Annotated in this window: 16 protein-coding genes; all 16 read left to right on the top strand. The window is 43.5% G+C overall.

The genetic code is table 11. The features are described from left to right. Positions 1–6 precede the first annotated feature (6 nt). Complete coding sequence (locus DDZ16_RS15930) at positions 7–864, top strand: sirohydrochlorin cobaltochelatase (protein ID WP_158275690.1); 858 nt, start codon at positions 7–9, stop codon at positions 862–864. Beyond that, positions 854–1,972, top strand: coding sequence for an ABC transporter substrate-binding protein (locus tag DDZ16_RS15925; protein WP_109265483.1), 1,119 nt, complete (start codon positions 854–856; stop codon positions 1,970–1,972). Before DDZ16_RS15930 ends, DDZ16_RS15925 begins: the two co-directional genes overlap by 11 nt. Before the next feature lie 65 nt (positions 1,973–2,037). After that, positions 2,038–3,081, top strand: coding sequence for a FecCD family ABC transporter permease (locus DDZ16_RS15920; protein ID WP_109265482.1), 1,044 nt, complete (start codon positions 2,038–2,040; stop codon positions 3,079–3,081). Positions 3,082–3,290: 209 nt separating this feature from the next. Beyond that, positions 3,291–4,763, top strand: coding sequence for a cobyric acid synthase (locus tag DDZ16_RS15910; protein WP_109265480.1), 1,473 nt, complete (start codon positions 3,291–3,293; stop codon positions 4,761–4,763). Continuing rightward, the gene (locus tag DDZ16_RS15905; protein ID WP_109265479.1) at positions 4,760–5,770 is read left to right on the top strand and encodes an aminotransferase class I/II-fold pyridoxal phosphate-dependent enzyme; all 1,011 of its coding nucleotides are present in this window, start codon (positions 4,760–4,762) and stop codon (positions 5,768–5,770) included. Before DDZ16_RS15910 ends, DDZ16_RS15905 begins: the two co-directional genes overlap by 4 nt. After that, a complete protein-coding gene (gene cbiB, locus DDZ16_RS15900) occupies positions 5,761–6,762 on the top strand; it encodes an adenosylcobinamide-phosphate synthase CbiB (RefSeq protein WP_109265478.1) in 1,002 nt (333 codons plus the stop codon). The genes DDZ16_RS15905 and cbiB overlap by 10 nt, the downstream gene beginning before the upstream one ends. Positions 6,763–6,769: 7 nt before the next feature. Further along, on the top strand, positions 6,770–7,846 hold the full coding sequence (gene cobT / locus DDZ16_RS15895) for a nicotinate-nucleotide--dimethylbenzimidazole phosphoribosyltransferase (protein ID WP_109265477.1): 1,077 nt from the start codon (positions 6,770–6,772) through the stop codon (positions 7,844–7,846). A gap of 126 nt (positions 7,847–7,972) precedes the next feature. Then, positions 7,973–8,728: an adenosylcobinamide-GDP ribazoletransferase gene (locus DDZ16_RS15890; protein ID WP_109265476.1), complete on the top strand. Its 756-nt coding sequence runs from the start codon at positions 7,973–7,975 to the stop codon at positions 8,726–8,728. Positions 8,729–8,895: 167 nt separating this feature from the next. After that, positions 8,896–9,468 (top strand): alpha-ribazole phosphatase, encoded by a 573-nt coding sequence (gene cobC, locus DDZ16_RS15885; RefSeq protein WP_109265475.1) that lies wholly within the window; start codon positions 8,896–8,898, stop codon positions 9,466–9,468. A gap of 94 nt (positions 9,469–9,562) precedes the next feature. Beyond that, positions 9,563–10,081: a bifunctional adenosylcobinamide kinase/adenosylcobinamide-phosphate guanylyltransferase gene (locus DDZ16_RS15880; protein ID WP_109265474.1), complete on the top strand. Its 519-nt coding sequence runs from the start codon at positions 9,563–9,565 to the stop codon at positions 10,079–10,081. A gap of 90 nt (positions 10,082–10,171) precedes the next feature. Beyond that, a complete protein-coding gene (locus tag DDZ16_RS15875; protein ID WP_109265473.1) occupies positions 10,172–11,515 on the top strand; it encodes a cobyrinate a,c-diamide synthase in 1,344 nt (447 codons plus the stop codon). Between the two features lie 126 nt (positions 11,516–11,641). Further along, positions 11,642–12,343 (top strand): precorrin-2 C(20)-methyltransferase, encoded by a 702-nt coding sequence (locus DDZ16_RS15870; protein WP_109265472.1) that lies wholly within the window; start codon positions 11,642–11,644, stop codon positions 12,341–12,343. A 94-nt stretch (positions 12,344–12,437) separates the two neighbouring features. After that, complete coding sequence (gene cobJ / locus DDZ16_RS15865) at positions 12,438–13,838, top strand: precorrin-3B C(17)-methyltransferase (RefSeq protein ID WP_109265471.1); 1,401 nt, start codon at positions 12,438–12,440, stop codon at positions 13,836–13,838. Positions 13,839–13,912: 74 nt separating this feature from the next. Continuing rightward, positions 13,913–15,097, top strand: a complete 1,185-nt coding sequence (gene cbiE, locus DDZ16_RS15860) for a precorrin-6y C5,15-methyltransferase (decarboxylating) subunit CbiE (RefSeq protein ID WP_109265470.1) — start codon at positions 13,913–13,915, stop codon at positions 15,095–15,097. Positions 15,098–15,172: 75 nt separating this feature from the next. Beyond that, on the top strand, positions 15,173–16,948 hold the full coding sequence (gene cobM, locus DDZ16_RS15855) for a precorrin-4 C(11)-methyltransferase (protein ID WP_109265469.1): 1,776 nt from the start codon (positions 15,173–15,175) through the stop codon (positions 16,946–16,948). Between the two features lie 57 nt (positions 16,949–17,005). Beyond that, positions 17,006–18,814 (top strand): cobalt-precorrin-5B (C(1))-methyltransferase, encoded by a 1,809-nt coding sequence (locus tag DDZ16_RS15850; RefSeq protein ID WP_109265468.1) that lies wholly within the window; start codon positions 17,006–17,008, stop codon positions 18,812–18,814. Positions 18,815–19,065: the final 251 nt, after the last annotated feature.

The raw sequence follows: 19,065 nt of genomic DNA, 5'->3' as shown, positions 1-19,065 counted from the left end.
ATGAAGATGAATCATAAGATATTAATAGTATTTGTCTCTTTATTTGTAACTTTTATGGGTACAAAAGCACAAAATACTAAGGATAAGAAAGGAATACTGCTCGTTACATTTGGTACAAGTTATCCTTTGGCCAGCAAGGCTTTTGATAATATCGATAATAAGGTGAAAGCACAATGGCCTGATGTGGAGGTGCGATGGGCGTATACTTCAAAATTCATCAGGGCCAAGCTTCAGCGCCAGGGAACAGAGATTGATTCTCCGGCTCAGGCTCTTGTAAAGATGGCTGAGGATGGTTTTACCCATATTGCTGTTCAATCATTGCATGTCATTCCCGGTTCCGAATATCATGACTTGCTTGAAATTGTAAGGTCTATGCAGACTTTACGCGGAATTGTCAATATTGAAGTAGGCAGTCCTCTATTGTGCGGGCATAACGATTTGCAGGTGATGACGGATTTTATCCATAATAAGTTTGCAAAAGGTTTGGATGAGCAATCTTCACTACTGCTGATGGGACATGGGAGCCATCACAATGCTAATGTTTTTTATCCCGGATTTCAATATTACCTCAACGCTGCCTCTTCTAAAATCCATCTGGCAACAGTTGAAGGATATCCCTTACTGGATGAGGCTATAGTGAAAATGAAAGCACGGGGCACTCAGAAGGTCTTGCTGACTCCCTTTCTGTCTGTGGCCGGAGATCATGCCCAAAATGACATGGCCGGCGAGGAGAAGGACAGCTGGAAATCGCGACTCGAAGAAGAGGGTTTCTATGTTGAAATCATTATGAAAGGACTGGCTGAATATGATGAGGTGGTGGATTTGTGGATCAGTCACTTAAAGGATATTTACCATGAATTGTAGAATCCTTCTCATATCCCTGCTGGTAATCTCCGGCTTGAGTTCCTGTCGCTTTGATGGTTCCGAAAAAAGAGAAACAAAAGATTGGGAATCAGTAGCCCTGGGGTACGCAAAGGAGTTTTCACTGAAAAAGAGAGGAGACAGCACACGGCTTACCGTTTATATGGATGAAAGTCATACCGAATCTGTATCCCAGTCTTTTACATTAGTGAATCGAGCATCTGAGAAATCAGGAAACTCTGGTGTCATTCAGGTGCCCTGTAAACGCATTGTTTGTATTTCCTCCACTCAGTTGGCCTACTTTTTTGCCCTCGATGATATCCAAAATATAGTTGGGATTAACAGCAGTCGCTATCTCTTTAATGAAGAGATGAATGAAAGAGTCAACTCAGGGAAGGTGATGCGGTTGGGGAAGGAGGGGAATTTTAGTTTGGAAATAATAGCTTCACTTGATCCCGATGTCATTTTTGTATCGCCCTTTAAACGGGGAGGATATGATGCATTGCGAAATCTTGGTATCCCACTGGTTCCCATGGCGGCCTACAATGAAAAAACGCCACTGGGCAGGGCCGAATGGATCAAGATGATGTCCTTATTTGTCGGCAAGACTGCTGATGCAGATTCCATCTTTAAGTGTATTGAAAAACGTTATCTGGAATTGAAAGCTTTGACAGCCGATGTTAATCACCGACCCAAAATCTTTTCCGGAAAATTACGCTCGGGTAGTTGGTACCTTCCCGGTGGCGATAGTTTTTATGCTCATTATTTCAGAGATGCGGGAGGAGAATATGTCATAAAAAATGATGATCAGGGAGCTTACCCGGTTGATTTTGAAACTATTTATCGAAAAGCTGTTCATGCCGATTTTTGGCGGGTGGTCACCCCCGAAAAACCCGGAATTTCTTTGGAAGAGTTCCTGTCTCAGGACCACAGGTATGCTGACTTTAAAGCAGCTAAAGATGGAAACATCATTCTGTGCAACATTCGCGAAAAACCATTTTACGAACAGGCAGCTGTAAAACCGGAAGTCTTACTGGCCGATTATATTCATTTTTTGCATCCTGGGTTATTGACTGATTATAAACCCTTTTTCTATGAGAAACTTAAGTGAATTAAGATCAAAGTATTCTTAATTCAAGGCATTAGAGAATAAGGGATACAAGCAAAAAGAAGTAAATGATTGAAAAAGGGAATAAACGAATAATCATAGTTTTTCTGATGGGCATCCTGTTGATGGCCCTTCTTGTGGTGCTTAATCTGGCCTTAGGGTCAGTGAATATTCCCCTGTCCGGAATCGTCAATGCACTTTTTAACGGGGAATCAGGGAATGTGGTGTTCGAGAATATCGTTATCAAAACCCGAATGCCACAAACTATTGTTTCCCTTAGTGCAGGCATGGCTCTTGGTGTCTCGGGGCTGCTGATGCAAACCCTTTTTAAAAACCCGCTTGCCGGGCCTTCAGTGCTGGGAATCTCTTCCGGTGCGAGTTTGGGAGTTGCTTTTGTGATGCTTTTTTCGGGTCAGGTATTGGGGTTTTCCTTTTACAGCCTGGGCTTATGGGGCGATGTGGCGGTAGTGGCTTCAGCTTTGTTTGGTGCAGGAATGGTTTTAATGTTAATCTTATTCATCTCGAACCATATAGGAGGTGCTTTAAGTGTCCTTATTATAGGTGTAATGATTGGTTACCTTTCGTCGTCACTGGTAGGGTTGCTCAAGTTTTACAGCACCGAAGAGGATGTGCATAACTATGTAATATGGGGGTTAGGAAGTTTTAGCCGCCTTTCTGCCGATAAAGCCTGGATTTTTGGCGTGATTGCAGTTTCTGTTTCTCTTTTCTCAGCAACATTAAGTAAACCTCTGAACTTATTGTCGCTGGGGGATCGGTATGCTGTCAATTTGGGCTTGCGAATAAAACGTGCAAGGTTTCTGGCCATATTTTCAGCCGGGGTTCTTACAGCTTTAGTTACCTCTTTTTGCGGACCGATAATTTTTATTGGTGTGGCTGTTCCACATATGGCCAAATTGCTATCCCGAACAGCCAATCATATTTATCTGATTGTTAATTCTGCTGTTCTCGGGGGTGCAATGGCACTTCTCTGTAATCTGGCAGCCCGCCTTCCAGGGATAGAACAAGAGTTACCCATCAATTCGGTTACAGCTTTTGTGGGGGCTCCGGTGGTGATTTGGGTGATATGGAAAGGGAAGAGCAATAGAGAGTAAGGGGGGATGGTAGAAAGGGAAATAGCATGGGGCATGAAGGAGAGGGGATGGAGGAGGCTCAGAGGAGCAGTGGAAAACAACTGTAGTTGCATAAGACAAATTGAAAAGAGTGATGGAATGATTAATAATTTGGAATGGGGAATCAAAGAGTGTTTAAAGCTAATCCGTGCCATTAATCTTACATCTAATAATCTTACATATATGAATTTATGATTGATAAAATTAAGCATCCACTAATGATTGTCGGTACTGCTTCCGATGTTGGGAAAAGTGTGCTGGCTGCCGGCTTCTGTCGCATTTTCCTGCAAGATGGATACCGTCCGGTTCCGTTTAAGGCCCAGAATATGTCACTAAATAGTTTTGTGACAGCCGATGGTGGGGAGATTGGTCGGGCTCAGGCCGTGCAGGCCGAAGCATGCCGGGTGGACTGCCATACCGATATGAATCCTGTGTTGCTGAAACCGGGATCGGACAAACAATCGCAGGTAATTGTCAATGGAAAAGTGCTCGGGAATTACTCTGCCGGGAGTTATTTCAGGGGAGAGATCAAAGATCAGTTATTTACTGAAGTTCAGAATTCCTTCAAACGGTTACAGAAAGACTATAATCCTGTAGTGCTGGAAGGTGCAGGGAGCATTGCAGAACTGAATTTGAAAAACAACGACATCGTTAATATGCGGATGGCTTCTGCTGTTAATGCATCAACTATTCTCGTTGCTGATATTGAGCGGGGCGGTGTCTTTGCTTCGGTTTATGGATCTATTCAACTGCTAGAATCCCATGAACGAAAACAAATCAAAGGCATTATCATCAATAAATTCCGCGGTGATGTGTCGTTGTTTGATGAGGGACGAAAGATTCTGGAAGACTTGACTGGGGTGCCTGTAATTGGTATTATTCCTGCTTTCACTCATATCAGCATTGAGGAGGAAGATTCGGTGTCACTGGAACGCAAAGCAACGTTTGCCATAGATAATAAAATCAATGTGGCAGTGGTTCATTTGAGAAGGCTTTCCAATTTTACCGATTTCAACCGGTTAGAGCAGGATGAGCGGGTGAATCTCTATTACACCAATAATACAGAAGAAATCAAAAAAGCGGATATCATCATACTGCCGGGATCAAAAAGTACCATTGCCGATTTAATGGAACTGCGCCGCAATGGTGTCGCTGCCGAAATTATTCGTCAGTCAAGATCAGGCAAAACGGTTATTGGTATTTGTGGCGGATATCAGATGATGGGTTCCCGTATTGAAGATCCCAGGCATATTGAGGGTAATGTTGATGCTGTTCCCGGATTAAATATTTTGCCGGTGACCACCACCCTGGAATTGGAAAAATCAACCGTTCGGACCTCGTTTTTTTATAAGGATTATAAGGAGAATTGTGTTGGCTATGAAATTCATATGGGACAAACCCAAAGGCAAGGGATAGAGGCTCTTAATCAACTGGAGAATGGAAAACCTGAAGGTTGTCTGATGAATAAATGTATCTGGGGCACCTATATGCATGGAATATTGGACAACCCCATTGTAATAGAGGATTTATTGAAACCTTACGTACAGGGAAAATCAACAACTACCAATTACGAAGAATTTAAACAACGGCAGTACGATCTGTTGGCTGACCATATCCGGCAGAATGTGAATATGGATATGGTCTATAAAATCCTGGCAGAATGATAAAAGGGCACGGTGACGATATATATGATTTCCCTGATATTCGAATCAATTTCAGTTCGAATGTTATCCCGTCGGGTCTTAATTCGGCTTTAAAAGAGTACTTGTGTTTGCAAATGAAATGTATTGAACGCTATCCGGAACCATTGGGCGAAAGCCTTGCCAGTCGCATAGAGGATGTAAAACAATTGCCGGTCGGAAGCGCAATGGTTACAAATGGTGCCGTGGAGGCCTTTTACCTGATTGCAGAGTTGTTTCAGGGCAGAAAGTCTCTTATCTTTTATCCCTCTTTTTCGGAGTATGAAGATGCTTGCCGAAAGTCAAATCACAAAATTGAGTCTCTCCACCACACAAAGTTTGAAGAGACAGATTATTCAGAAACCGATTTGGTTTGGATCTGTAACCCCAATAACCCGGATGGTCGCATTTATGATAAGGAAAAGCTACTGATACAGATTGTAGCAAATCCAAGTGTGATATTTGTGGTTGATGAAGCTTACTCTGATTTTCTGAACACAGATATTTCTCTTGAAACCTGCTTAACCGGATACAAGAATTTGATCATCGTGAAATCATTAACCAAAAATTTTGCGATTCCCGGCCTGAGGTTGGGATACCTTTTGGCCAATCCTTTCATTATAGATCGCTTGCAAAAACAGGTGATGCCCTGGCGGATTAATGCCCTGGCGCTGGAAGCAGGAAGGTTTTGTTTTTCTAATTTGAACCTGGATAAAACTGAAATTTCCAAACACATTAAGGAATCGCTTCGATTGCAAAATGAAATAAAAGGGATAGATGGATTTAATGTTGTAGCTTCCTTAACTACTTTCTTTTTGGTGGAAACTCCCGTACTTGCAGCAGATTTGAAAGAACAATTGGCTCATGATTGTGGCATTTTAATCCGGGATGCTTCTAATTTTAAAGGGTTGTCAGATAGCTGCTTCAGGATATCTGTGCAATCGCACGAAGAGAACAATCAACTTATTGAAGTACTCAAAGAATGGAGTTGAACATACTTATACCCGCTTTAATTGTTGCCTGGATGCTCGACCGCTTTCTGGCCGATCCCTCGTGGTTGCCACATCCGGTAGTCGTGTATGGAAAACTCATTGCTTTTTTTGACAAGACTTGTAACCGGGGAAAAAGACGATTTATAAGAGGAATGTTGGTGACTATGATATTGGTCACCGGAGTGTTTCTCTTTTTTGAATTGTTGCTTATGGGCATTATTCAGATAAATATTTGGCTGGTTACCGGTTTGAAAGCGGTCTTTATTTTCTTCGGCCTGGCCGGAACTACCCTCATTCGTGAAGGGAAAGCTGTTTTTGAAAAGCTACAGACAGGCATTGAAGAGGGGCGAAAGCAGGTTGGCCGCATAGTAGGCCGGGATACGACCAACCTTAATAGTCATGAAATAAAAACCGCAACACTTGAAACATTGGCCGAAAACCTCAGTGACGGAGTGGTGGCTCCTTTGTTTTGGTTGGCTATTGCCGGTGTTCCCGGAATGATGGTCTACAAGATGGTCAACACCTTAGATTCAATGATTGGTTACCAAAATGATAAATACGAATATTTCGGAAAATTTGCAGCCCGCCTGGATGATGTTGCCAATTATATTCCGGCCAGAATTACAGCTTTATTAATGGCTTTATGTGGATTTAACTCAAGAGCTTTTCAATACATTTTTCGATTTGGACGGGCCCATAAGAGTCCCAATGCCGGATTTCCTGAAGCAGCTTTGGCAGGAACCCTGGGTGTACAGTTTGGCGGGGATCATGCCTATTTGGGGAAATTGGTTCCCAAACCGAAGATTGGTACAAACCTGCGGACGTTAAATATAAATGATCTGAAAAAAACAATTCAAATCAACAGAGCAGTGGAAATATCCATGATAGTATTGGTTGTTGCAGCCTTTATTTTTACTGATTTACCTTGGGTAGCGCAACGTGCAGAGATTTCATTTTCTAACCTCTTCTGTTGTGTCTTCACATTAAAATAATAGATCTATGAATTCACTAAACAACCTAAACATTCAGCCCATCGAAAATGGTGAGCTAAGAAAACTTCTTCAGCACAATATCGATCAGAAGACCAAGCCTGTTGGCTCTTTGGGATTTCTGGAGGAGTTGGCCCTGCAAATCGGTCTTATTCAGGAAACCACAAAGCCTGAACTTAAATCGCCTGTCATGCTAACCGTAGCATCCGATCATGGCATTACCGAGGAGGGGGTAAGTCCGGTACCTACCCGGATTACGTGGCAGCAGGTCAGTAATTTCATCAATGGTGGTGGTGGAATCGGATTATTCTGCAAACAATATGGTTTCGATTTGTATGTGGTAGATGCCGGTGTTGATCACGACTTTGAGGCACATCCACGATTGATTGATAAGAAAGTGCGTAAAGCCACGCGTAACTTTCTGAAAGAGCCTGCAATGACAATTGATGAATGCGATGAAGCCATTCGGAATGGTAGGGACATTATGGCTTTATTTGCTGAAAAAGGAAGCAATGTGGTTGGGTTTGGTGAAATGGGAATTGGAAACTCTTCTCCTGCCACTGCCTTGCTTTCAGTTTTTACCGGTTTGCCTGTGGAAGAGTGTACCGGACCCGGATGTGGTTTGGATCAAAAAGGCGTTCAACATAAAGCCAGCGTATTGCGTCAGGCATTTGAAAAACATGGTGTTTCCGATAAACCTGAACAAAACCTGGCAACTTATGGCGGACTTGAAATTGCCACCATGGCGGGTGCAATGTTAGAAGCTGCTCAACGTCGTATGTTGATTGTTGTGGATGGTTTTATTACCACTTCCGCATTCCTGGCTGCTTATGAAATCTGCCCTGCAGTAAGAGATTATGCTGTTTTCTCGCACTGTTCCAAAGAATACGGACATGTGAAAATGCTTGATCATATGAATGGACGTGCAGTTCTGAATCTTGACCTCCGCCTGGGGGAGGGGACTGGCTCAGCTCTTGCATATCCTATCATTCAGGGAAGTGTTGCTATGCTTAACGATATGACTTCCTTTGGTGAAGCTAAAGTATATAATGTTGTTGATGAAACCGGAAATATTGTATCAAAGTAGAGCGGCACAGGGCATGGAGCAAAGAGCATATCGTAGCGTTTTTCAATAGACCCCATGCTCTCTGCATTCCCATTCTACCCTTGCACCGTCTAACCCTCTCACCCTTTTACCATTTAACCATATATTATGCGCGAATTAAACATCTTGTTTTCCTCAATCCTCTACTTTACCCGGCTCTCTTTGCCATTTAAGGTTGAGTATAGAAAAGAGAACCAGCAATTGGCTCTCACCTGGTTTCCTTTGGTTGGAGCTATAGTTGGTGGTCTGGCAGCACTGGTTTTTTGGCTGATGAGTCTCTATTTGCCCCACACTGTGGCAGTGATTGTATCCTTAGGAGCCAGTGTGTTAGTTACCGGTGCTTTTCATGAAGATGGATTTGCAGATGTTTGTGATGCATTCGGTGGAGGCTATAGTAAAGATCAGCGGTTGAAGATTATGAAGGACTCACGTGTGGGGGCTTATGCCCTCATTGGGGTAGTCATTCTTTTTGCACTTAAAATAGCTTTGCTGATAGAGATACAACCACTATGGATACCGGTGATTTTGATTACCTCACATGTTTTGAGCCGCTGGTCAACATTAATCATTTCTATGGGGTGGAACTATGCCCGACCAACCGAGGAGTCCAAATCACGCGATACCAGTCATCCTATTTCCTGGGTACGTTTTTTTGGGGCTACCGGGTTGGGATTATTACCATTCCTCTTATTTGATTCATGGTGGGTGCTGGTGACGATTCCTGTTGTCACTCTATTTTCATGGCTTGCAGGATCATGGTTTCAAAAAAGAATTGGAGGATACACAGGCGATTGCCTGGGGTCTGTCCAACAAGTTAATGAAGTGCTGGTAATGGCTTCTCTTCTTTTGGTGATAGGCCATTAAGTGAAAATGGAATTTAAATAATTGATAATCAAAGGCTTCTTGGATGCAATGCTTTTTGTTTTGCATTTAAAGATCTTATATCTGATTTTCGTGCCAATCAGAGGATTAACAATGTTTAGAACCCATCTTAAATCTAACATCTAATTATCTATACATCTCATATATCTATGCCAAAGAATATCTATTTCATCCGACATCCAAAAACTGAAGCCCCACCAGATGTTTGTTACGGCAATTCGGATGTAAAACCCACTTTACAATCTCTGGAGACGGCCGTCGACAAAGTCCGCAGCAAACTTAAGGTTACGGATGTTGACATTTGTTACTCAAGTCCACTGTCACGCTGCACCATGCTGGCAGAAGCATTGATGGAGGATGCTATGGTAGTGACTTCCGAACGTATCAGAGAGATTGATTTTGGCAGATGGGAAATGGTTCCCTGGAGTGATATCCCATCTGATGAACAGAAGGAATGGGGTGAGGATTTCATCAATTGCAAAGTTCACGGGGGTGAGAATTTTTACGATGTGCAACGGCGGGTCCTTGCCTTTCTGGATGAGTTGGTCAACACAGATCACTCAAATATTATAGTGGTTACTCATGCCGGATTGCTCCGGGCATTGCTGGCTCATTTACTGGAGGCATCACCCCGTAAAATTTTTTCTATGCAGATAGATTATGGAGATGTAATTTGTCTGGAATGGCACAATAGCGAATACTTTAAAGTGAAATATATTTAATGAAAGCCCCTATGATCCATAGAAAAGGGCCTTTAGAAATGTCTTTTAATTCTCAGTTTCTAGCATCTATCATCTAATTTCTAATATCTAAAGTATGCTTCATTTTATCACAGGCGGACAACGATCAGGTAAAAGCAGCTATGCCCAGAAGCTGGCGCTGGAAAAGTCATCCAACCCGGTTTATCTGGCTACTGCCCGAATTTGGGATGATGACTTCAGGCAACGGGTGGAGCGTCATCAGAGAGATCGTGGCCCGGAATGGACCAGTATGGAAGAGCCGGTTAATATATCTGAATGCGATATCGAAGGGCGTGTTGTGGTAATGGATTGTGTCACTCTATGGCTGACCAACCTGTTTTTTGATCATCAGGATAAGTCGGTAGACGAGGTATTGGTAAAAGCCAAAACTGAGTTTGAGAAATTGATGCAGAAAGATGCTACACTCATTGTTATTTCCAATGAAATAGGTCTTGGCGGACATGCCGAAAATGCCCTGGCTCGACGGTTTACCGATCTTCAGGGTTGGATGAACCAGTACATTGCCTCCCGTGCGGATGAAGCAACGATGATGGTGGCAGGGTTGCCCTTGAAGTTGAAGATGCACGGTGCATAGAGCATGGTGCATGGAGAAAGAAGAATTAAACTAATCAAACTCTATGCCCTATGCCCCAGGCCCTTCCCCTGCAAATTTATTTGATAACATATGAAAAAACCAACATTCCTCATAGCAGCACCCAAAAGTAACTCAGGCAAAACACTGGTTACCTTGGGGTTGATTCGGGCTCTTGCCGATTTGGGACTGTGTGTGCAGCCTTTTAAATGTGGACCCGATTACATCGACCCGATGCATCATGCTGAGATTGCCGGCAGACCATCCTACAATCTGGACTTGTGGATGTCGTCCGAAAGCCACGTGATGGAGGTTTTTAATAATCAGGTGAAAGATGCAGATGTAGGTGTTGTGGAAGGAGTAATGGGTTTGTTCGACGGGGCCCTTAAGGATGAAGGGAGTTCTGCTTCAGTTGCCAGGTTATTGGATATTCCTGTTGTTTTGGTGGTAGATGCCTCCAGCGTTGCCTACTCCGTGGCCCCTCTTTTGTATGGCTTTAAAAATTTTGACAAGACCATTCGTCTGGCTGGTGTCATTTTCAATAAGGTGGCAGGAGCTTCTCATTACCAATTTTTGGAAGAGGCTGCCAGTGCATCAGGCGTAAAAGCTTTGGGTTATATTCCTCGCGATAAGGATTTGGCCATTGATGACAGGCATTTGGGGTTGCACATGCCGGGGGAGAGCGAGGGCTCCCGAATTGTTAAAAAGGCTGCTAAACACATTCGGGAACATGTTGATTTGAGTACTTTATTGGAAGAGAGTCAGATGGATTTTTCTGAAGTCACTCCTGAATTAACGACAGATTCCAAAAAGATTAGCATCGCAATAGCTTCCGATAAGGCTTTTAATTTCAATTACAAGGCCAATTTGGATTGCTTGCAGGAAATAGGGAATGTGCATTACTTCTCTCCTTTAAAAGATGAGCAGTTGCCGGAAGCAGACCTTCTCTGGCTACCTGGTGGATATCCTGAATTGTTTGCCGGAGAGTTATCCCGAAATGAACTGATGATGAGGAGCATACGTGAGTTTGCCCATTCAGGAAAAGCTGTGGTAGCCGAGTGTGGCGGAATGATGTATCTGGGTAAATCAATTATTTCAAAAGAAGGGGAAGTCCATGAAATGGCAGGGATTTTTGATTTTTCCACCTCCTTTGAGGATATGAAATTGCATTTGGGGTATCGTCAGGTTCTCTTTGATGGCATGGAGTTGAAAGGGCATGAGTTTCACTATTCGAAACTTTTAAATGGACACACGACTCCGGAATATGAGGTAAAGACCGCTCGCGGTAAAACCATTGAAATGCCTGTTTTCAGATTTAATAAGGTTTGGGCTTCTTACATGCATTTGTATCTGGGAGAACCCGGGCGAATGAAGAGTTTTTTGGAGCAAATTTTAGAGGGGAGCAAGGTGAGAGGGAATAATGGTAGAAAAGTATAATGATGATGGAAAAATCAAATAAAAAGAAGAGGCCAAAGACGCATGGATATGCCCCTAATTAAATTATTGGATTCATCTTAAATCGTATATCTAAAAATCTAACATCTCTTTTTTTTAACGATATATATGAAACGATTAACAGGCATAGGCCTCGGGCCGGGCGATCCGGAAATGATTACACTGAAAGCACTCAGATCTTTGCAGTGTGCTGACGTAGTATTTTATCCGGCTTCTTATTCAAATTCGGGAGAGGTCCAGTCTTATTCGTTGAAAATCCTTGAACAACTGGATTTCGAAACAGAATGCCGCCCGTTAGTTATTCCCATGATGGGAAAGAATCGTGATGAAATTTACCGCGAGGCTTACCATGCAATAAAGGAATCGCTGGATGAAGGCAAAGAGGTGGCTGTGGTGAACGAAGGAGATGTGCTCTTCTACAGTACTTTTGGTTATTTGTTCAAAATGGCTAAAGCCGATGGGGTTGAGTGCAGCGTAATCTCGGGTATCCCCGCTTTTATAGCTGCCGGAGGTCTGGGGGATAGGCCCATTACGGAAGGAAGCTCGGGTTTTAACCTTATTGCCCGTCCCCAAAGTTTTGAGCAGATTTCTGATTTGCTTCATGCCCGTGTGAACGACACTCTGGTTGTGATGAAGATGAAAGTTCTTGAAGAGTGGTATGGCTATCTTACCCAATGCTCCCGCCCCTTCTTGTATGTGGAGAAGGCAGGGACACCTTATGAGTTTGTTACCTCCAATGTTGAGGACTTAAGAGATAGAGAGATTCCTTATTTTTCAGTAATAGTATTTTACGAGGGTGAGCGGGTGTAACAGTGAAGCGGTTGGATGGTGAAGGTTCCATATCGTCCTTCATTTTTTACCATTTTTACCTTTCCACCCTTTTTCTCTTCAACCATTTAATATTATGAGCAAAATATACACTATAGGCTTTGGTCCCGGCGATCAGAATCAAATGACACCACAGGCTGTGCAGGCCTTACATGAATCCGATGTCATTGTGGGATACAACCACTATTTTGAGTACATCGGTCACCTTTCTGAAGGCAAGGAAACCATCAGCACTGGTATGAAAAAGGAACGGGACCGGGCAAAATCAGCATTTGAGGAGGCTGAAAGGGGAAAAACCGTTTCGGTCATCAGCAGTGGTGATTCCGGAGTTTATGGGATGGCACCACTTCTTTGGGAAATGAAGGAGGAGCAGGAATCAATAATTGAAATTGTGGTAATCCCCGGCATCAGTGCAATGTTTGCTGCTGCAGCACGCATGGGTGCACCGTTGGGCCATGATTTTTGTGCCATTTCAATGTCCGATTTATTAACGCCCTGGGAGCGTATAGAGAAACGTATAAAGGCAGCTGCCGATGCGGATTTTGTAACAGCAGTTTACAATCCTGTAAGCAAGGGCCGCTTTTGGCAGTTGATGAGGTTCCGGGAGATATTTTTACAATTTCGTTCTCCTCAAACCAGTGTGTGCATTGCCCGTAATGTGGGACGGAAAGATGAGCAGCTGAGTTTTGTAACTCTTGAAGAGCTGGAAGCATCCATGGCGGATATGTTTTCTCTGGTGATGGTGGGGAACAGCCAGACCCGCATGATTTGCGATCGGATGGTTACGCCTCGAGGTTATTACAATCAAGAGGATCAGGGAAAAGACAATCCGGGGCGAAAGATTATGATTGAAAGCTTCCGCACCATTCTTAAAGAATTGGATGTTGAAGATCAGTCGCTGGACAAAACCTGGGTGGCTTTGCACTGTATCCATACAACGGCCGATTTTGGCATGAATGATTTACTTGAAATAAGGAATGACATGGTAGCCCGATTGCATAAGGCTTTTTATTCCGGAAAACCTCCGGTTATTGTTACGGATGTTTCGATGGTTACACGTGGTGTGCGTCGAGCAACACTTGAAAAACTTGGAGTGGAATTGAAATGCTATTTAGATGATGAGCGTGTAAAAGAGAAGGCTTCAGAGCAGAAAATCACCCGAAGCCAGGCTGGAATCCGTCTGGCTGCAGAGGAACACCCGAATGCTCTTTTTGCCATTGGAAATGCGCCAACAGCCCTGATGGAATTGGTCAACCTCATCAGAAACGGGAAAGCCCATCCGGCCGGGGTTGTTGCTGCTCCGGTAGGTTTTGTGAATGTGCGTGAAAGTAAATGGCAGTTGAAATTTGGATGTCCTGATATCCCTGCGGTTATAGTGGAAGGCCGAAAAGGGGGCAGTAACCTGGCCGCCACTATCATCAACTCCATATTGAGTTGGGACGATGCTCTGGCCATGCATCCCGGAGAAGGAGTATAATGACTGACGAGCCTCTGAACTAATGAGCTCATCAGCTTACCAGTCCGTTAGTTCAGTAGTTTAAAGCAACAAAAATGAAAATAACTATCATCGGTGTCAACGATCAATTTCCTCAGTTTTCTGAAGAGGTAACCCTGGAAATAAATTCTTCGCACTGCTTTGCTGGTGGAAAACGCCATCATGACTTAGTGAAATCGATTCTTCCGGATAATCACAATTGGTGTTCTGTGGTGGCTCCTTTGGAGTCTCTCATTGAAACAATTCGTAAATCTTCAGAAAACTGGATTGTATTTGCTTCAGGTGACCCTTTGTTTTTTGGTATCGGTAACACATTGAAACGGGAATTTCCGGATGCTGAAATTGTTGTGTTGCCTACCTTTAATTCCTTGCAAATTCTTGGTCATAAAATCGGAATTAATTATGGAGAATATCATGTTATTTCACTTACCGGCAGATCATGGAAGGTTTTTGACAAAGCACTGATTGAGGGAGTTGAGCGAATGTCAGTTCTTACTGATCGCAAAAAAACACCGGCTTCTATTGCCAGCCGTATGCTGGAGTTCGGATATGTCAATTACAGAATGCTTTACGGGGAAAAAATAGGCGGCGACGAAGAGCGCATTCTTGAATTGACACTTGAGGAGGCCTTAAGTCTGGATTTTAAACATCCCAATTGTTTCTTCCTGGAGAAAACAAATGAGACGATCCCGGTTAAGGGAATTCCCGAAACGGACTTTGACCCGTTGGCAGGTCGTCCGCGCATGATTACCAAAATGCCCATACGGCTGACAACGCTGGCTTTAATGCAACTTAACCAGCACAGAGTATTTTGGGATGTTGGTGCCTGCACCGGGAGTGTTTCTATTGAAGCCAAACTTAATCATCCGCATCTTCAGGTAACTGCTTTTGAAATCCGGCCCGAATCCGAAGGAATCATAATGCGAAATGCCCGAAAATTCCAGACGCCGGGGATTCAACTTGTGATGGGGGATTATCTGAAAGTAAGCAAAAAGGAATTGGCGTTTCCTGATGCTGTTTTTATTGGCGGCTATGGGGGTAAAATGGAAAAAGTACTGGATGATGTCAACAAATACTTGCAATCCAATGGTGTCATCGGCTTTAATTCTGTTTCCAGTGAAAGCCTAAACCGGTTTTTGGACTGGTGCTCCCATAACCAATTTGAAATAACACAACAACAGCAAATTCAGGTGGATGATCATAATCCGATCTCTATCCTGGTGGCTCAAAAGATTAATTAAACGCAAAGACGCCATTTCGCAAAGGGTTTTATGACTCTGCGACACTGCGTCTTTGCGTTAAAATTACATTTATATATGCAAACAATCATTACCCATTCAGATAAAGGCCAACAACTCGCACAGAGATTGATCTCTTCTGGCTTTGAGGCGACAATCAAGAGGTCTCCCGGACAATATGATCGACTCTGGCAGAATAACAAAGCATTGATATTTATTGGTGCCCTGGGAATTTGTGTTCGTGAAATAGCTCCATTTCTGAAAGATAAGAAAACAGATCCGGCAGTAATTAACATCGATGCCAACGGACAATTTGTTCAGCCTGTGGCTTCGGGGCATATGGGAGGAGCCAATACTCTGGCGCAGCGGATTTCTAAAATGTTAGGTGCTCAGCCGGTTATCACCACTGTTAGTGATACCTCCGGTTTATGGTCCCTGGATACTTTAGCGTCACGGTTTGACTGGAAGATGGAGTGTAGCGGAAATCTCACACGGTTAATGGCAGCTTTTGTCAATGGCCGCAAAACGGCACTATTACTGGAAGCCAGAGATGAAGGGACCTTGTTTTTAGAAACAGAAGCTCCTTCACATGTGGATCTGTTTTTTAATAGTGCAGATTTAAATATTGATGATTACTATCTGGTTATTGCAGTGACCTCGTTTCTTCACAACTTTGGCGACAAAGCCATTTTTTACCGACCACCAATGCTACATGTCGGAATAGGTTGTCAGCGGGATTTGCCTTTTTATGAGTTTGAGCGTCTCTTATTGGACGGGTTTCATAAAGATGGGGTTTCTTTTCTTTCGTTGGCCTCACTGGGAACTGTGGATATTAAGAAAGACGAACCAGCATTCCTTCAATTAAGCGAAAAATGGAATGTTCCACTGTGTTGCTTTTCAGGAGGAGAACTCAGTAAATACGATGTGCCCAATCCCTCCTCCAAAGTTGAGGAAATGACAGGCTGTGCAGGTGTTTCAGAAGCTTCGGCCATGCATTTGGCCAATAACTCTTTACTCATTGAGAAAACAAAAGTAAAAGTTGCAGACAAAAACTTTACATACGCCATTAGCGTTGACCGCTGTTTTGACCGCAAAGGATTTGTGGAAATTGTGGGTGCGGGCCCGGGAGATCCCGAATTGGTATCGGTAAAAGGCAAGCGCATGCTTCAGTCTGCCGACTATATTCTCTATGCCGGAAGTCTGGTGCCACGGGAATTAACAGAATACGCCAAACCCCGTTGTGTGGTGGAGAGTTCGGCAGGAATGGATTTGATGACACAAATGGAGAGTATGCGGAAGTTTTATGACCGCGGGTTGTTTGTTGTTCGTTTGCATACCGGGGATCCTTGCATTTACGGAGCCATTCAGGAACAAATGAATATTATGGATCAGTGGGAATGGCAATACCACATTACGCCTGGGATTTCGTCCTTTCAGGCAGCGGCTGCAGCTCTGAAATCGCAATTTACCATTCCAGAGGAGGTACAAAGTATCGTGCTTACCCGTGGCGAAGGTCGGACACCTATGCCAGAGCGTGAGCAATTGCACAAAATGGCAGCATCGCAAAGCACCATGTGTATTTACCTGAGTGCCGCCATTGCCATAAAAGTTCAACAGGAATTGCTAACACATTATCCTCCCGAAACTCCTGTGGCGGTGTGTTACAAACTCACTTGGAAAGATGAAAAAATCTATAGGTGTACTCTGGCGACGCTTTCTGAAACCGTGGAGGAAAATAATTTAAAAATGACAACCCTTATTGTGGTAGGGAAAGCCATCGATAACCGTTCGGGATTTTCCAAATTGTACGACCAGTCGTTTTCTCATGAGTTTAGGGAAAGAAGAAAGGCATAGAGCAAAGAGCATGGCGCATAGTGTTTCCCCTTTGCTCCTTGCGCAAAGCAAGAAATTATGATCCTTATTTTCGGCGGTACCACAGAAGGCCGGCAGGCAGCCCGGTTGTTCGATGTAATTGAGCAGCCTTATTTCTACTCGACAAAAACGGAAACCACTCAACGGGTGGGAGGAACTGTTATTACCGGAACCATGGATGCCAATGCCATTGAGGAGTTTTGCATTAAAAATAGTATCATGCTGATTGTTGATGCTGCCCACCCCTATGCGGTTGAATTGCACCAAAATATTCATGATGCTTCCATCAAATGTAAAATCGAAACCTTAAGATTTGAGCGGCCCGCAACTGTTGTGAGCCATTCCAAATATGTTCGCTTTTTTGATGATTACGCTTCCCTGGAAAAAGCCCTGCTTGAAAGTGACTTTGACAAAATACTTGCTCTTACCGGAGTGCAGACCATTCCAAAGCTTCGTGCTGTATGGGAAAACCGTCAGTGCTGTTTTCGTATTCTGGATACGCCATTGAGCCGGGGGAAAGTTTTGAATTACGGCATTCCTCAACATCTGGTTTTTCCCATGGCTCCTGATGATAAGGTTGAGAAAATTGTAATTCTGGCCCGGGAAACTAAAGCTCAGGTTATATTGAGCAAAGAAAGTGGTCCTTCGGGCTTCATCCAAAGTAAAGTAGATGCAGCCCGGATGTTGAATGTACCCCTCTGGATGGTCCGGCGACCATCATTACCTGAATTCACTTATACTGTTTATTCAGAAAAAGCTTTTTGGCAGAAGTTCTTCGAACTGCGCAAGGAGAGTTTGGAGGAGGAGGGGAAATTGCGATCGGGATATACCACAGGAAGTTGCGCTACAGCTGCGGCAAAAGCTTGTTTTTTAACGCTGTTCGAGAGCTCCGCGCCGGATCGGGTTACCATAGGTTTGCCGGATGGGACAGAGGCTGCATTCCCGGTTTTTTTAGAAACAAAGGCGGAAAATTTGGCTTCGTTTGTGGTGATTAAGGATGCCGGAGATGATCCGGATGTGACGCATGCTAATGAAATTGGATGTCAACTGAAATTAAAAGATACGCCTGGGGTTGTTTTTAAAGGTGGAAAAGGCATTGGAAGGGTTACTCTGGTGGGATTGCAGCTACCTGTGGGGGAGCCCGCCATTAATCCCGTTCCCAGGCAAATGATGACCAACCTTTTTGAAGAACTTTCTCTGAACTATGAATATGATGGAGGCCTGGAAGTGACATTGTTTGTGCCTGAGGGGGAAAGATTGGCTGTAAAAACCTTTAACCCACGAATTGGGGTTGTAGGAGGAATCTCTGTTTTAGGAACATCCGGCAGGGTGCATCCTTTCTCCAATGAAGCTTTTATGGCATCAGTCCGTCATCATGTTTCCGTTGCTAAAGCCTCAGGTGTTCAAAAAGTGGTACTGACTTCCGGCAAGCGGAGCGAAAACATCATGAGAAAGGAATTTCCTGATTTGCCTGATACAGCTTTTATTCATTTTGGTAACTTGGTGGGGGAAACCTTGCAGGCGGTTGCAGATGCTGACATAAACGAGATTTGCCTGGCCGTTATGTTCGGGAAAGCTGTAAAACTGGCTGAAGGCAAGTTGAATACCCATAGTAAAAAGGCACGCTTTAATCCCACCTTTCTCGCCCGGATAGTCCGGGGCTGCGGATATGGTGAGTCTGTTTCTCAGACAATTGAGTCTGTTAAATTAGCCAATGCTGTTGCAGATATAATACCCTACTCCCCTGAAGAGCCCCTTTATTGTGCCATAAAAAAGAAATGTGAACGTGTTTGTCAGGATCTTTTACCAGAAGAAATTGTGTTCGATTTTCAGCTGATTGTAATTTGAAAAGCCTTTATTTGCTTGAGCTTATCTCAATACTCCGTAATCCCGATGGATCGGGATTACAATAGATTCATAATCAATTGATAATATGAGCACTCTCTTTTGTGTTAATGTACAGAATATCAATGTGATACAAATTATCTTACATCTAATATCTATCCCGAAGCATTCGGGACTAACGATCTATTGTTATCTGATGTTTAAATGTTAATAACGCACCTCAAAACCTGATTTAGATAATAAACTGAAAGTAA

The organism is Marinilabilia rubra, from assembly GCF_003121985.1.
In the GTDB taxonomy this organism is placed as follows: Bacteria; Bacteroidota; Bacteroidia; order Bacteroidales; family Marinilabiliaceae; genus Marinilabilia; species Marinilabilia rubra.
Note: the sequence above shows the minus strand (reverse complement) of the source record. Positions and strands in the feature narration are given on the sequence as shown.